The sequence below is a fragment of the Kitasatospora sp. NPDC101108 genome (assembly GCF_055584725.1).
The window spans coordinates 305,877-319,645 of the sequence record NZ_JBVJLM010000003.1 but is presented as its reverse complement, the minus strand read 5'-3'; the positions used below and the strand labels follow the sequence as shown (position 1 = coordinate 319,645).

Annotated in this window: 11 protein-coding genes; 4 read left to right on the top strand and 7 right to left on the bottom strand. The window is 73.6% G+C overall.

The annotated features are described in order from the left end of the window. Positions 1-330 precede the first annotated feature (330 nt). Together ACZ6Z8_RS09730 and ACZ6Z8_RS09725 are read left to right on the top strand one after the other, a co-directional pair. Positions 331-1,071 (top strand): aggregation-promoting factor C-terminal-like domain-containing protein, encoded by a 741-nt coding sequence (locus tag ACZ6Z8_RS09730; protein ID WP_402812155.1) that lies wholly within the window; start codon positions 331-333, stop codon positions 1,069-1,071. Between the two features lie 520 nt (positions 1,072-1,591). Beyond that, positions 1,592-3,100, top strand: a complete 1,509-nt coding sequence (locus ACZ6Z8_RS09725) for an AI-2E family transporter (RefSeq protein WP_465607921.1) — start codon at positions 1,592-1,594, stop codon at positions 3,098-3,100. 81 nt (positions 3,101-3,181) lie between these two features. On the opposite strand, the gene ACZ6Z8_RS09720 is transcribed toward ACZ6Z8_RS09725, so the two are convergent. The 4 genes from ACZ6Z8_RS09720 to ACZ6Z8_RS09705 all read right to left on the bottom strand — a co-directional run bounded on the left by ACZ6Z8_RS09720 (position 3,182) and on the right by ACZ6Z8_RS09705 (position 6,390). Next, positions 3,182-4,789 (bottom strand): alpha/beta hydrolase, encoded by a 1,608-nt coding sequence (locus ACZ6Z8_RS09720; protein ID WP_465607919.1) that lies wholly within the window; start codon positions 4,787-4,789, stop codon positions 3,182-3,184. A gap of 12 nt (positions 4,790-4,801) precedes the next feature. After that, a complete protein-coding gene (locus ACZ6Z8_RS09715; protein ID WP_465607917.1) occupies positions 4,802-5,155 on the bottom strand; it encodes a type VII secretion target in 354 nt (117 codons plus the stop codon). Positions 5,156-5,292: 137 nt separating this feature from the next. Then, positions 5,293-5,835 (bottom strand): alkyl hydroperoxide reductase, encoded by a 543-nt coding sequence (locus ACZ6Z8_RS09710; RefSeq protein WP_270144495.1) that lies wholly within the window; start codon positions 5,833-5,835, stop codon positions 5,293-5,295. Positions 5,836-5,838: 3 nt separating this feature from the next. Beyond that, complete coding sequence (locus tag ACZ6Z8_RS09705) at positions 5,839-6,390, bottom strand: peroxiredoxin (protein ID WP_030286645.1); 552 nt, start codon at positions 6,388-6,390, stop codon at positions 5,839-5,841. A gap of 195 nt (positions 6,391-6,585) precedes the next feature. Between ACZ6Z8_RS09705 and ACZ6Z8_RS09700 the strand changes: the two genes are divergently transcribed. Continuing rightward, positions 6,586-7,551, top strand: a complete 966-nt coding sequence (locus tag ACZ6Z8_RS09700; protein ID WP_465607915.1) for a LysR substrate-binding domain-containing protein — start codon at positions 6,586-6,588, stop codon at positions 7,549-7,551. An 18-nt stretch (positions 7,552-7,569) separates the two neighbouring features. Here ACZ6Z8_RS09700 and ACZ6Z8_RS09695 read toward each other — a convergent pair whose 3' ends face one another. Beyond that, on the bottom strand, positions 7,570-8,196 hold the full coding sequence (locus ACZ6Z8_RS09695; RefSeq protein WP_465607913.1) for a TetR/AcrR family transcriptional regulator: 627 nt from the start codon (positions 8,194-8,196) through the stop codon (positions 7,570-7,572). A gap of 142 nt (positions 8,197-8,338) precedes the next feature. Here ACZ6Z8_RS09695 and ACZ6Z8_RS09690 point away from each other — a divergent pair, with 142 nt between their 5' ends. Further along, entirely contained in the window at positions 8,339-10,528 is a 2,190-nt protein-coding gene (locus ACZ6Z8_RS09690) for an MMPL family transporter (protein ID WP_465607911.1), read from the top strand. A 63-nt stretch (positions 10,529-10,591) separates the two neighbouring features. On the opposite strand, the gene ACZ6Z8_RS09685 is transcribed toward ACZ6Z8_RS09690, so the two are convergent. Further along, positions 10,592-12,466, bottom strand: coding sequence for an ATP-binding SpoIIE family protein phosphatase (locus tag ACZ6Z8_RS09685; RefSeq protein WP_465607909.1), 1,875 nt, complete (start codon positions 12,464-12,466; stop codon positions 10,592-10,594). 136 nt (positions 12,467-12,602) lie between these two features. Further along, positions 12,603-13,367, bottom strand: coding sequence for a class I SAM-dependent methyltransferase (locus ACZ6Z8_RS09680; protein ID WP_465607907.1), 765 nt, complete (start codon positions 13,365-13,367; stop codon positions 12,603-12,605). Between the last annotated feature and the right edge of the window lie 402 nt (positions 13,368-13,769).

Below are 13,769 nucleotides of genomic sequence, written 5' to 3'. Positions count from 1 at the left end.
CGCGGTGGATGTGACATGCGCCACGCAGGCGGGAATTGCGTCGGCAGTGCCCGGTGCGGCATGGTGAGGGTTCTGTCAGGCCCCGCGTACGGCGCGGCAGGGCTTCCGGAGCCCGGAAGTCAGGCCCCGGAAGGTCCACCAACTCCGGTCGGTGGACGCACAATTGAAGACCGCTGAGCCGTACGCCGCCCGATTCCAACGCCCGGTCGCCTCACCTCGGCCGGACGCCGGGCCAGCACCTCCCGTGACCAGAGCACCGTGCGGAGGTCCGTGCCAAGGGGCATGTTGCGTCCGCACGGTCACGCGTGGGCGATGCTGGAAGGAATGCATGTGACTCGGATCTCGGTCCGGGGAGTTGCTGTGGCCTCCGCCACCGCCGTCACCGCTGTCGGTGCCGTCGTAGGCATGGCCTCGGGCAGCGAGGGCAAGACGACGCAGACGGTCGACGTCGCCGGCGCGACCCTGCTTGCCGAAGTCCCCTCTGGCGCCCAGGCGCAGACCGTCAGTGACAACATCGGCCAGCAGGCATCCGCCCAGCAGGCCTCCGCCGACGCCGCGGCCAAGGCCGCCGCCGAGCAGAAGGCCGCCGAGGAGGCCGCGCGCCAGAAGGCCGCCGCGGACGCCCAGGCGAAGGCCGACGCCCAGGCCAAGGCCGACGCGGACAAGGCCGCCAAGGCCGCCGCCGACCAGCGCGCCGCCGATGCCGCCGCCGCCAACCGCTCCAAGTCGCGTTCGGCGATGGCCGCGGTGGACGACAGCGCTCCGGCCGTCTCGGTCAGCCCCGGCTCCGTCCAGGACATGGCCCGGCAGATCGTCGGCAACGACGCCCAGTTCCAGTGCTTCAGCCAGATCGTGAAGCGCGAGAGCGGCTGGGACTACACCGCGACCAACAGCAGCTCCGGCGCCTACGGTCTGGTCCAGGCACTGCCCGGCTCCAAGATGGCCTCGGCCGGCGCCGACTGGCGCACCAACCCGGCCACCCAGATCAAGTGGGGCCTCAGCTACATGAACAGCCGCTACGGCAGCCCCTGCGGTGCCTGGTCGTTCTGGCAGGCCCACAGCTGGTACTAGGAGGGCCCGTCGCCCCGCGGGGCGACGCACTCCGCACGGCCCCCGGCCGCTCGTCCCGTTCGACGAGCGGCCGGGGGCCGTGGTGCTTCCGGGTCGTGGCGCTCCGGAGGGCCGACGAGGGCGGGCCGCGCCGCCCGGGCTGCGCTGACCAGTGCGCCCGCGGGCGGTGCGGTCCTGGGTGCGGACGCGGGGCGCGGGAAGGGGTCCTGGTTGCTTCCCGCACCGGCCGGTCCGCCGGCGGTTGGCTTCTTCGGTGGTCGACCAGGAGTCGACGGGATGAGCGGGACGGCTGGGACGACCCGGTCGTCCTGTTCGGTCTCCTCCCCAGCCGTGCGTGGGCGAAACCATCTGAAACCTGGCGTTTTGTCTGAATCTGCAGGGGAAGCGATCGCGTCGAACCTCCCCGGCGGGCGGCCCGGCCCGCTCCCCGCCGGGTAGCGTCATCCCTGACGGCCGTGGCGGGACCCACGGCGTTACCGCCGGACCCGGCGGGTGCGGCAGGGAAGCGGTGGTAGCGGGGATGGCGCGGGGCGGAAAGGCCTTCAAGGCCGTGGCCAAGGGCATGGCCGTGGTGGCGAGTGCGGCCGCCGTGATCGAACGGCGCCGACGCGCCGCGATGGCGGCCGATCCGCACGAGCTCCCGGCCGAGGCGCCCGGACCGGTCCCGGTCCCGCGCGCCGATCCCGCGCCCGCCCCCGCGCCCGCGGCCGGGGCGGTCGCCGCCGTGGCAGTGGCCGAGCCCCCGGCACCGGCACCCGAGCCGACGGCCCCGACGGCCGCGGCCGTCCCACCGTCCGCCCCCGTCCCGCACGCCGGACTCGGCCGGGAGTACCACCCCGGCCGGCCCGCCACCCCCGCCGAGGCGGTGCCGTGGGGCCTGCGGGTGGCCGCCGAGTCGACCTGGCGGCTGCTGCTGCTCGGCGCCGCCCTCTACGTCCTCTTCTACGTCGTCGACATGCTGCGGCTGGTCGCCTTCTCGGTGCTGGCCTCGCTGCTGATCAGCGCGCTGCTGGAACCCTCGGTCTCCTGGCTGCGGCGGCACGGGGTGCCGCGATCGCTCGCCGCGGGCGGGGTCTTCCTCAGCGGCCTGGCCGGGATCGGGCTGGTCGGCTGGTTCGTGGTCTGGCAGGTGTCCACCAACCTGCCGGACGTCACGGCCCAGGTCAAGGACGGTGTCAACCAGCTGCGGGACTGGATGGTGACCGGACCGCTGCACCTGACCCAGCAGCAGATCAAGGACTTCGCCGACCAGATCACCAAGGCCATCACCACCAACACCGATCAGCTCACCTCGGCCTCGATCACCGGCGCGCAGATCGCCGTCGAGGTGCTGACGTCGCTGCTGATGACCTTCTTCACCACCTTCTTCCTCCTCTACGACGGTGAGCGGATCTGGAACTGGGCGCTGCGCGGGCTGCCCCGGCACTCCCGCTTCGCGATGGCCGGCGCCGGCCCGAAGGCCTGGGCGACGCTCACCGCGTACGTGCGCGGCACCGTGTGCGTGGCCTTCATCGACGCGGTCTGCATCGGCATCGGCATCGACCTGCTGGGCGTGCCGCTGGCCCTGCCGCTGGCCGTGATCATCTTCCTGGGCGCCTTCGTCCCGCTGGTCGGCGCCCTGGTCACCGGAACGGTCGCGGTCCTGATCGCCCTGGTCACCCAGGGGCCGTGGACGGCCCTGATGGTGCTGGTCGTGCTGATCGCGGTGATGCAGGTGGAGAGCCACATCCTCCAGCCGCTCATCCTCGGCCGGGCCGTCCGGGTCCACCCGCTCGGCGTGGTTCTCGGCGTCGCGGCCGGCGGCATCATCGGCGGCATCGGCGGTGCGGTGGTCGCCGTCCCGCTGATCGCCGTCACCAACACCGTGGTCGGCCACCTGCGCCGCCGCAACGAGGCCGGCCAGGCGGTCTTCACCGCCCTCGAAGCCGCCCGCGAGGCCGCGGAACGCACCGCGGCCGCCCAGCCGACGGCCGCCCAACCGGCCGCGGCCCAGCCGACGGCTGTCCAGCCCGCCACGGCGGCCGACTGACGACCGGCCCGCCGAGCGACGGCCGGGGCGGTCCGAGCGGTCGGGGCGGCCGGGGCGGTCCGGGTGTCCCGTCGATCCGGGTCACGGCCGGCCACCGCGCGGGGCCTGCCGCGTGATCCGGTCGCCGTGGCCGGTGACGATCTGCCCGATGTTGTCGACCGAGGTGCGGTCCTGGCGGGGGCCGTCGGCCCAGTAGGACGAGTGCGCGGAACCGTCGGGCGAACCGTCCGGGACGGCGAAGCGCTGGGCGCCGAAGTCGGCCCGCGCCGGATCCCTGGTGTACCAGCCGCTCCGGGAGACGTAGTCCCACTGGGCGGCCCCGACGTAGGTGTGACCGGCGCCGACCGAGAGGTCGGAGGCGTGGAACGCGTCGGTGCCCGGGCTGCCGACCAGGATGACGTCGTCGGCCGCCAGTCCACCGGGGCGTCGTGCGGCCAGGCCGACCACGAGCGAGCCGTAGCTGTGTCCCTGCGCGGTGCTGTGGGCCGGGGCGCCACGATGGGTGGCCTGCTGGCCGGCGAGGAACCGCCGGTACGCGTCCGCCCCCGCCTCGGCGTCGGTGCGCGACAGGACGTCGCCCCCCAGCGGGGCGTCGTAGCCCAGCCAGGCGATCGACGCCGTCGACGCTGCCGGGTCGGCGCGCCTGGCCGCGTCGTACACGGCCCTGGCGCGGTCGGCGTCCCCTCCGCCGATGCGCTGCAACTCGGTGCCCAGGCCGCCGACGAGGGAGGTGACGTTCCGGGCGGTGTCGGGGTCGCCGAAGGACAGGACGGCCCGCCCCTGGCCCTCCTCGCCGATGCCGAGCAGGAGGACCGGAGGGTCCTGCCCCGCGGACCCCAACCGCTCGCTGATCCTGCGGAAGCCTTCGAGCTTGAGCCTGGTCCTGTCGTCGAGCGGTGCCGGATAGCCCTCGTACCTCGCCAGCAGCCGCGGCAGGAGGATCCGGTTGGCCCGGTCCCGCGCGGCCGACGGGATTCCGTCGCGGTTGCCCACGAGCTCCGGATGCTCCTCGATCAGCCGTTGCCGCTCCTCGGCGGGGAGACCGTTCCACCAGGCCGTGACCTCGGTGGGGGAGGCGTCCGCGCTCGGCAGCGCGGCGTCGAGCACGGGGCCCAGGGCCAGCGCCGGGTCGATCCGGTCCCGGGCGGCGGCGGCCGGGTCGAGGGCGCTGCCGTCGTGGGCGCGGGCGGTGTAGTGCCGGAGCTGGGCGGCGACGGCCCGGTCGACGTCGCCGGCCTCGGTCAGGGCGGTGGCAATGCGGGTGGCGAGTTCGCGGGCGGTGCGTTCGCGGCTCCGGCGGTACTCGGGATCGTGCTGTTCGGCGCTGGAACCCGGCGGCCAGGCGACGGCGCCTCGCTCGTCGACCGCCATGCCCGCCGTCCGCACGTCCTCCAGGGCCGTGCGCAGCGCCGACTGGGCGAGGACCAGGGCGTCCGCGCCGGTCCTCAGGAGCTTGCCGATCCGCCCGATCCCGCCACGGGCAGCCGTCAGCTCGTCGGTGGTCGACCGCAGGGCGGGTGTCGCCGCGTCGGCGGCCGGCCCGGTCCAGCCGGCGGCGGCGACGCACCGGTCGACTCCGGTGCGCCAGTCCTCCAGGTTCCGCCCGAAGTCGCCGTGCAGTCTGTCGTACGCGTCGGCGGTGCTGTGCAGGAGGGAGAAGTCGGTGTCGCGCAGCGTCGCGAGGTCCATCCGGTCGGCCCGCTACCCGAAGTGCCGGACGAAGTTCCGCTGCTGTGCCACCGTCGGGGCGAACCGCGCGCCGCTCTGCCGGTCGGTGCCCCGGTAGTGGCGGGCGGCCGCTTCGAGGTTTCGGCCGTGCCCGTCCATCGTGGTGTGGAGGCCGTTCAAGAGCAGGTGCCAGGCGCTGGTGCAGTCGTCGAGCGCGGTGCCGCAGTGGAGCCCCCGCAGCCCGGCGACGGCCTGCTGGGAGGCGTCGAGCAGAGCCCCGGTCTGGCCCGGGATCGGGGCCGCCGCCTCGCCGGCCTTCCCGGCGGCCTGCCGCAGCAGGTCGGTGTCGATCTGGAAGCCCCCGCCGTTCGCCGGACGGTCGGACACCTCGGTTCCCTCCTCGGGCCGACGGTCGTGCACGGATCGCCTGGCACTGTAGCGGAGTCGGGCGGGCCGGAGGACGGGGGAAACGCCGACGGGCCCCTCCGGCAAGCGGAGGGGCCCGTCAGGGGTGACGGCGCGCGTCAGGCGTTGACGGCGGCGAGGGCGGCCTCGGAGTCGAGGACGCCGGCCACGGCCTGCAGCACGGCGGCGATCTTCATCGAGGCCTGGATGACCTCGCGCTCGACGCCGGCCTTGCGCAGGACGGCCTCGTGCGAGTCGAGGCACTGGCCGCAGCCGTTGATGGCCGAGACCGCGAAGCACCAGAGCTCGAAGTCGACCTTCTCGACGCCCGGGGTGCCGATGATGTTCATCCGCAGACCGGCCCGCATCGTGCTGTACTCCTTGTCGGAGAGCAGGTGCAGCGTCCGGTAGTAGACGTTGTTCATCCCCATGATCGCGGCCGCGCCCTTGGCGGCGGTGTACGCCTCCGGGGAGAGGTTGGCCTTGGCCTCGGGCTCCAGCTCGCGCAGCAGGCCGGGGCTGCGGGTGGCCATCGCGCAGGACAGCACGGTGCCCCAGAGCTGCTGGGCGGGGAGGTCGGAGTTGCCGATGACCGAGCCCAGGTTGAGCTTGAGGTCCTTGGCGTAGTCCGGGAGGGCGGCCTTCAGGTCGTCGAGAGCCATGGGTCAGCCCGCCAGCAGGGCCTGGGCGTCGAGGGTGTCCTCGCCCTTGTTCCAGTTGCACGGGCACAGCTCGTCGGTCTGCAGGGCGTCCAGCACCCGCAGGACCTCCTTGGGGTTACGGCCGACGGAGCCGGCGGTCACCATGACGAACTGGATCTCGTTGTTCGGGTCCACGATGAACACGGCGCGCTGGGCGGTGCCGTCCTCGCCCTCGACGCCGCAGGCGCGCATCAGGTCGTGCTTGATGTCGGCCAGCATCGGGAAGGGCAGGTCGCGCAGGTCCTTGTGGTCCTTGCGCCAGGCGTGGTGCACGAACTCGGAGTCGCCGGAGACACCGAGGATCTGGGCGTCACGGTCGGCGAACTCGTCGTTCAGCTTGCCGAACGCGGCGATCTCGGTCGGGCAGACGAAGGTGAAGTCCATCGGCCAGAAGAAGACGATCTTCCACTTGCCCTCGTAGGTCTTGTGGTCGATGTCGGCGAAGGCGCTCGCGGCGTCCAGGTCGACACAGGCCTTGAGGTCGAACTCGGGGAACTTGTCACCGATCGTGAGCACGTTCGCTTCTCCAGAAACATTGAGACTGCGGGGAGGTTTGTCCGGATTCCGGACACGCCCAACCATTCCACATCGTGGACTGATCAGGGAAATAGCTACAATTGATGTGTCTGATCGGAGATTGCTATCAGTGCCGAACCGCCCACGTCCCGCCCCGGCGCCCGCAGGGGCGCCGCCGCCAAACCCGAGCCGACTGTGGGAAGCGCCACAGCCCGCAGTCCGCGCACTCCGACGGTCGCCCAGCTCAGGGCCTTCGTCGCGGTGGCCGAGCACCGGCACTTCCGGGAGGCCGCCGCCGCGACCGGGACCAGCCAGCCTGCGCTGTCCGGGGCGGTCGCGGCGCTGGAGGAGTCGTTGGGAGCGCAGCTGGTCGAGCGTACGACGCGCAAGGTGATCGTCACTCCTCTGGGGGAGCGCGTGCGCGAGCACGCACGCCGGGTGCTCGCCTCGCTGCAGGCCCTCACCGAGGAGGTGGAGGCCGCCCGCCGCCCGTTCACCGGGCCGCTGCACCTCGGGGTGATCCCCACCGTCGCGCCGTACCTGCTGCCCACCGTGCTGCGGCTGGTCCGCGACCGCTTCCCCGAGCTGGAGCTGCACGTCCACGAGGAGCGCACCCCCTCGCTGCTGGAGGGCCTGGCCGCCGGGCGCCTCGACGTCCTGCTGCTGGCGCTCCCGGCCGGCGGCGCCTCGCCGACCCGGGACATCCCGCTGTTCGACGAGGACTTCGTCCTGGTCACCCCGCCCGGGCACCCGCTCGCCGGGCGAATCGACGTCCCGCGCGACGTGCTGCTCGACCTGGACGTGCTGCTGCTGGAGGAGGGCCACTGCCTGCGCGACCAGGCCCTCGACATCTGCCGCGAGGTCGGCGCCGACCCGGCCGGCTCCACCACCCGGGCGGCCGGCCTGTCCACCCTGGTCCAACTCGTCGCCGGGGGCCTCGGGGTGACGCTGCTGCCCGCCACCGCGCTGGATGTGGAGGCCGGACGCACCGACCGGCTGGCGGCGGTCCGCTTCGCCGCCCCGGCGCCCGGCCGCCGGATCGGGCTGGCCACCCGCCCGGGCTCGGCCCGCAGCGCCGAGTACGAGCGCTTCGCGGCGGCGCTGCGCGAGGTGCTGGTCGAGCTGCCGGTGCGGATCGTCGGCGGGGAGGGCGAGGGCTAAAGGCCGGGAGGGGGCGGGTCAGGACCGGTCCGCCGCCTCGCCGAGGCAGAGCCCGACGGTGGTCGCCACCAGCACGTCCAGCGCCTCCAGGGTCTCCGGGTCGGGCCGTTCGCCCGGGTGGCGCCGGATCAGGTGGCGGGCGGTCAGACCGTCGAAGCCGCTGAGGAAGTGAACGGCGATCCGGTCGACCGGGGCGGCCAGGGTCAGTCCGTGGGCGGCCGCGAGGGCGACGATCATCTCGGTGGCGGTGCCCTCGATCGCGCACTGCAGCCCGAGCATGATCTCCCGTACGTCCGGGTCGCGCATCGCCAGCGTCTCGAACTCGCTGAGCAGCACGCAGCGCCCGTCCTCGCCGGTGGCGGCGTCCCAGAGCGCGTGCACCAGGGTGCGGACCTGTTCGCCGAACGGGCCGTCACCCGGGGAGGCGGCGCGCACCTGGCCGATGAACTGGGCGGCGACCTCCTCGACCACGGCCCGGTAGAGGTCCTTCTTGGTGCCGAAGGTGTAGTGCACCGTCGCCTGTGCCACGCCCAGCTCGGCCGCGATCGCGCGGGTGCTGGCGGCGGCGACCCCTTCCCGGGTCATCAGGTCGATCGCGGCCCGGACCAGCTGCGGTCGGCGTTCGGAGGCGGGGACATGAGCCATCCAGCCAGGGTAGCGCCATGGTCGGACAACTGTGTCGATCGATTTTGTCGGCCAACTTTGTCACTCGACAAAGTTAGGTCTACCGTAGGAGGGGTTCGCTCAGGCATCCGCCTGTCCGCCGACGCACGCGAGGGGTCAGACCTTGGCCACGTACCTGTACCGACTGGGCCGCCACTGTTTCCGGAGAAGGCGCGCCGTACTGGCCGTCTGGATCGCGCTGCTGATCGCGATCGGCGGGGCCGCCGGCGCCTTCGCGGGCAAGACCAGCGACGAGTTCAAGGTTCCGGGCACCGAGGCGCAGGCCACCCTGGACCGGATCAAGGGCACCTTCCCGGAACAGGGCCACGGCTCCGCGCAGGTGGTCTTCGCCGCCCCGGCGTCCGGCGGCATCGCCTCGCCCGGGGCGACCGAGGCGGTCGGCGAGGCCGTCGGCCGGATCTCCCACGTCCCCGGCGTGGCCGCGGTGCCCGACCCGTACGCCACCGGGGCGGTCTCTCCGGACGGCAAGGTCGCGATCGCGCTGGTCTCCTTCGACCACAAGCTCGCCGACGTCACCGACCAGCAGCGCGAGGCCGTCAAGGCCGCCGCCGAACCGGCTCGGGCGGCCGGGCTGGAGGTGGCCTTCGGCGGCGACGCGTACAACCGGTTCGCCCAGATCGAGGGCGGCTCCGAGTCGATCGGCCTGGTGGTGGCCGCGGTGGTGCTGGTGATCACCCTCGGCACCCTGGTGGCCGCCGGGCTGCCGCTGCTGACCGCGCTGGTCGGCGTCGCCGTGGCGATGGCCGGACTGCTGGCACTGACCGGTTCGTTCGAGATCATCACCACCGCGCCGGTGCTGGCGCTGATGGTCGGCCTCGCGGTCGGCATCGACTACGCGCTGTTCATCCTGTTCCGCTACCGCCGCCACCTGGACGAGGGCCTGGAGCCGGAGGAGTCCGCCGCCCGGGCCACCGCGACCGCCGGCAGCGCCGTCGTCTTCGCCGGCCTGACCGTGGTGGTGGCGCTCGCCGGACTGGCCGTCGCCGGCGTCCCCTTCCTCACCGTGATGGGCCTGGCCGCCTCCGGCGCCGTCGTGGTGGCCGTCCTGGTCGCCGTCACGCTGCTGCCCGCGGTGCTCGGCTTCACCGGACGGGCGATCGACCGGCTGCCGGTCTGGAAGCGGGCTCAGGCCACCCACGGCAAGGTCACCACGGGCGAACGCTGGGCCCGCTTCGTGGTCCGCCGTCCGCTGCCCGTCCTGCTGGTCGGACTGGCCGGGCTCGGCGCCCTGGCGGTGCCCGCCGCGAGCCTGGACCTCGGCCTGCCGGGCGGCGGCTCACAGGCCGTCGGCACGGACGGCCGCACGGCGTACGACCTGGTCAGCGACAGTTTCGGCCCGGGCTTCAACGCGCCGCTGGTGGTCGTCGTGGACGCCCACGGCACCCCGCGGCCGGAGCAGGCGGTGCAGGGCGTGGCGGGCAAGCTCCAGGGGCTGAAGGGCGTCCGGACCCTGCTGCCGCCCAAGGTCGACGGGGCCAGCGGCACCGCCCTGGTGCCGGTCATCCCGGAGACCGGTCCGGACGACGAGGACACCAAGGTGCTGGTGAACGAGATCCGCGACCAGCGCGCCGGGATCGAGTCCGCGACCGGCGCGACCATCGCCGTCACCGGCACCACCGCCGCCAACATCGACGTCTCCACCAAGCTCGGCCAGGCCCTGCCGCCGTTCGTCGCGGTGATCGTCGGCATCGCGCTGGTGCTGCTCGCGCTGGCCTTCCGCTCGGTGCTGGTGCCGCTCAAGGCGGTGCTGGGCTTCCTGCTCAGCATCCTGGCCTCGCTCGGCGCGGTGGTCGCGGTCTACCAGTGGGGCTGGCTGGACGGCCTGATCGACGTGCCCAAGGTCGGCCCGGTGGTCAGCTTCGTGCCGATCCTGCTGATCGGGGTGCTGTTCGGACTGGCGATGGACTACGAACTCTTCCTGGTCTCCGGGATGAAGGAGCAGTACGTCCACGGCAAGGCCCCGCACGAGGCGGTCGTCGGCGGGGTGAAGGGCGGCGCCCGGGTGGTCACGGCGGCCGCGCTGATCATGATCTCGGTGTTCGGCGCCTTCGTGCTCGGCCACGACCCGATCGTCCAGCCGATCGGCTTCGCCCTCGCGGTGGGCGTGCTGGTGGACGCCTTCGTGGTCCGGATGGCCCTGGTGCCGGCCGCGATGGCGCTGTTCGGCAAGGCGGCCTGGTGGTTCCCGAAGGCGCTGGAGAAGGTCGTGCCGAAGGTGGACATGGAGGGCGAGCAGCTGATCGCCCGGCTGGAGGAGGAGCGGCCGGAGCCGCGGCAGCCCGTCGGGGTCTGAGACCGGTCACGCGCGCGCCCGGCGGGAGCACCTCCCGCCGGGCGCGCGCCCGTCCCACCGGCATCACTTCACGGGCAGCACCGCGGCCTGCGGCAGCCGCTGCTCGAACCAGACCACCTTGCCGGTGCCCAGCCGGGTCGCGCCCCAGCGGTCCGCGCACCGGGCCACTATCTGCAGCCCGCGGCCACGCTCGTCCTCCGGACCGGTACGGCGCGGGCGCGGCAGCAGCGGGCTGTCGTCGCCGACCTCGCAGCGCAGCCGGGTGGTGCGCACCAGGCTCAGGGTGACCGGCCGGGTCGCGTGCTGGACGGCGTTGGTCACCAGCTCGCTGACCATCAGCTCGGTCGCCTCGCTCAGCTCGTCCAGCCCCCAGCGGCGCAGCGTGTGCGCGGCCAGCCGGCGGGCCCGGCCCGGCGTCTCGTTGCGCGGCTGCAGGTACCAGTGGGCGACGTCACCGGCCGGGATGCCGTCGAAGCAGGCGGCCAGCAGCGCGATGTCGTCGCCGCGGTCGCCGGGCGGCAGGATCCGCAGCGCCTCCTGGCACAGTTGCTCGGGGGACTGCCAGCGGGCCGCCGCGATCCGCGCGCGGAGCACCTCCAGGCCGTCGCTGAGCGGACGGGTGCGGGTCTCCACCAGGCCGTCGGTGAACAGCAGCAGGGCCGAGCCGGGCGGGGCGGGCAGTTCGACGGAGTTGAAGTCCACCCCGCCCACCCCGATCGGCGCCCCGGAGTCCAGCTCCACCAACTCGGCCGTGCCGTCCGGGCGGACCAGCACCGGCGGGACGTGCCCGGCGTTGGCCAGCACCACCCGGTTGGCGATCGGGTCGTACACCGCGTACACGCAGGTGGCCAGGTGCTGTTCGCGGCCGAGCCGCTGGGCCTGCTCGTCCAGGTGGTAGAGCACCTCGTGCGGCGGCAGGTCGAGCGCGGCCAAGGTCTGCGCGCTGGTGCGCAGTTGGCCCATGATGGCGGCCGAGGTGAGCGAGTGGCCCATCACGTCGCCGACGATCAGGGCGACCCGGTTGCCGGGCAGCGGCACCGCGTCGTACCAGTCGCCGCCGACCTGCGCGCCGCGCTCGCCGGGCAGGTAGCGCTGGGCGAGCCGGACGCCGTGCGACTGGGGCAGGCGCAACGGCAGCATGCTGCGCTGGAGTTCGTTGGCTATCTCCCACTCGCGGGCGTAGCGCAGCGCGGTGTCCACCGCCAGCCCGGCCTGGGTCGCCAGGTGCGCGGCGGTCGCGGTGCCGGCCGCGTCGAAGGCCGGGCGGCCGGTGCGTTCAGGGGGACGGCGGATCAGCACCAGCAGACCGAGGACGGCCTTGCGCCCGCGCAGCGGCAGCGCGACGACCGAGGTGCCGGGGGCCAGCCTGGCCAGCCCCCGGGTGCCGTACAGCTCGCGCAGCAGCGCCTCGGCGCGCTCGGCGGCGGGCGTGCCGAGGACGGCCGACTCGGCGGGGCGGCGGCTCAGCAGGATGTGGGCCAGCGCGCCGCCGCGGGTGACCGGGGTGGCCGGGCCGGTGTCGGGGGTCGACCGGGAGCCGTACCGGGAGCGGTGCCGCTCGTCCGCGCCGCTCTTGCGGCCGCGGCGGCCGATCCGGGTGCCGGTGCTGTGGTGGATCCGCAGCTCCTCCGGGAAGCCGGGTTCGCGCTCCACGTTGGGCAGCGGGTCGCGCAGGTGGACGACGGCGGCGTCGGCGAGGGTCGGGACCAGCACCCGGCCGATGTTGCGCAGGGTCGCGGCCAGGTCGAGGGCGCTGTTGATCCGCCGGGTCGCCGCGTCGAGGTAGGCGAGGCGGTCCGCCACCCCGTCCGCCGCGCCCGCGTGGTCCGGCCGTGCCGTCGACGGCTTCGCCGGGGCCGCTGCCCGGGCGGGGAACTGGCGGCGCTGGCCCGGGACGGCGGACGGCGGCTCCGCCTCGGTCTTGAGCTGGTCGCGCACGGCTGCCTGTCCTGGATTCGGTGTGGTGTGGAGCTGTGGTCGGGGGTTGCTGCGCCCGGTGGACCGGTCCGGTCCGCTGGTCCGGGTCGCTGGGTCGGTCCGCTGGGCCGGTCCTCCGGTGCGGACCGCTGGTCGATCAGCCGACGCGTCGACAGCACAGGAACAGCTGTTCCTCCGGCGGCAGCGTGGTACTGGCCGGTGCGTACGGATGCCCCGAGAACTCCTCGACGGCGAAACCGGCGTCAACCAGAACCCGCTCCAGATCCTCCCGCAGATACCCACTGATCCGCAGCTCTCTGCCAAGGAACGGAAGCGGAACGTGATCCAGGTCGGCCTCGACCATGCCGAGGGCCAGCAGCCCGCCGGGCCGCAGGAGTTCGCGCAGGCGGCCGAGTACGGTCGGGATCTCGTCCAGCGGCAGCAGGATCAGGGAGAAGAACGCGGTGACGGCGGCGAAGGAGCCGTGGCCCGCCGGGCCCAGTCCGGGCGCGCCCCAGACCCGGTCGGCGCGCTCGGTGGCCAGATCGTACAGGTCGATCCGGTGGAAGTCGGCCGGAAACGGGCCGGTGGTCCGGGCCCGACGGGCCAGTGCGAGCATCACGTCCGAGAGGTCCACCGCCGTCACCCGCAGCCCGCCGGCCGTCAGCTGGCGCAGGGTCGGCTCGCCGGTGCCGCAGCCGACGTCCAGCACCCGGGCCCCGGGTTCGAGCGCGGCGAGCAGCCGCCGCCCGCACTCCAGCTGACCGTCCTTGGCGGGGAACGCCTCGCCGTACCCGGCTCCGATGGTGTCGAAGGCGACCGCCTGCAGGGCCCGTGCCGCCCGGCGTCGTCGCACGTCGGGCCCGTCGTCGCCGGCGTCCTCGCCGACGGGGAACGGGTCGGATATCTGTCCGGTCGTCACGTTGAGAGGCACCCTTCCACCCGTGGCCTCCGGTGGGCTCCTCCGCAGCCTTCTGGGCCGCTGCCGGTGGCGGTACGTCACGCTCCCCGCATCGCACAGACGGCCTGCACCCCGACACGTTGTCGGCAGACACTCGTGTGCGTACTGGCATCTGAGAATATGCGTGATCACTGCGCCATGGGGTCCCTTTCCGGCCAACTCGTCATGCTTGGGCCGAAGTGGGTCGGGTCCGCGGAAGCACTCCGGTGCGGGCGGGGTGGTGCGAGCGGCGCCGCGCGCCGTGCGGCACGCCGGGGTCACGGCGCTGACCTGGGGTTTTTCCGGTACGCAAACTGACAATCAGACGTTTATCGAACGTCAATCGGCGGAGTGCAGAGTTGTGTCCAGCGCCGGGGAAGCGTT

Excerpts from the sequence above, each read along its gene's own strand:
- ACZ6Z8_RS09725 (WP_465607921.1), top strand. The coding sequence starts at position 1,592 with ATGGCGCGGGGCGGAAAGGCCTTCAAGGCCGTGGCCAAGGGCATGGCC.
- ACZ6Z8_RS09720 (WP_465607919.1), bottom strand. The coding sequence starts at position 4,789 with ATGGACCTCGCGACGCTGCGCGACACCGACTTCTCCCTCCTGCACAGC.
- ACZ6Z8_RS09710 (WP_270144495.1), bottom strand. The coding sequence starts at position 5,835 with ATGGCTCTCGACGACCTGAAGGCCGCCCTCCCGGACTACGCCAAGGAC.
- ACZ6Z8_RS09695 (WP_465607913.1), bottom strand. The coding sequence starts at position 8,196 with ATGGCTCATGTCCCCGCCTCCGAACGCCGACCGCAGCTGGTCCGGGCC.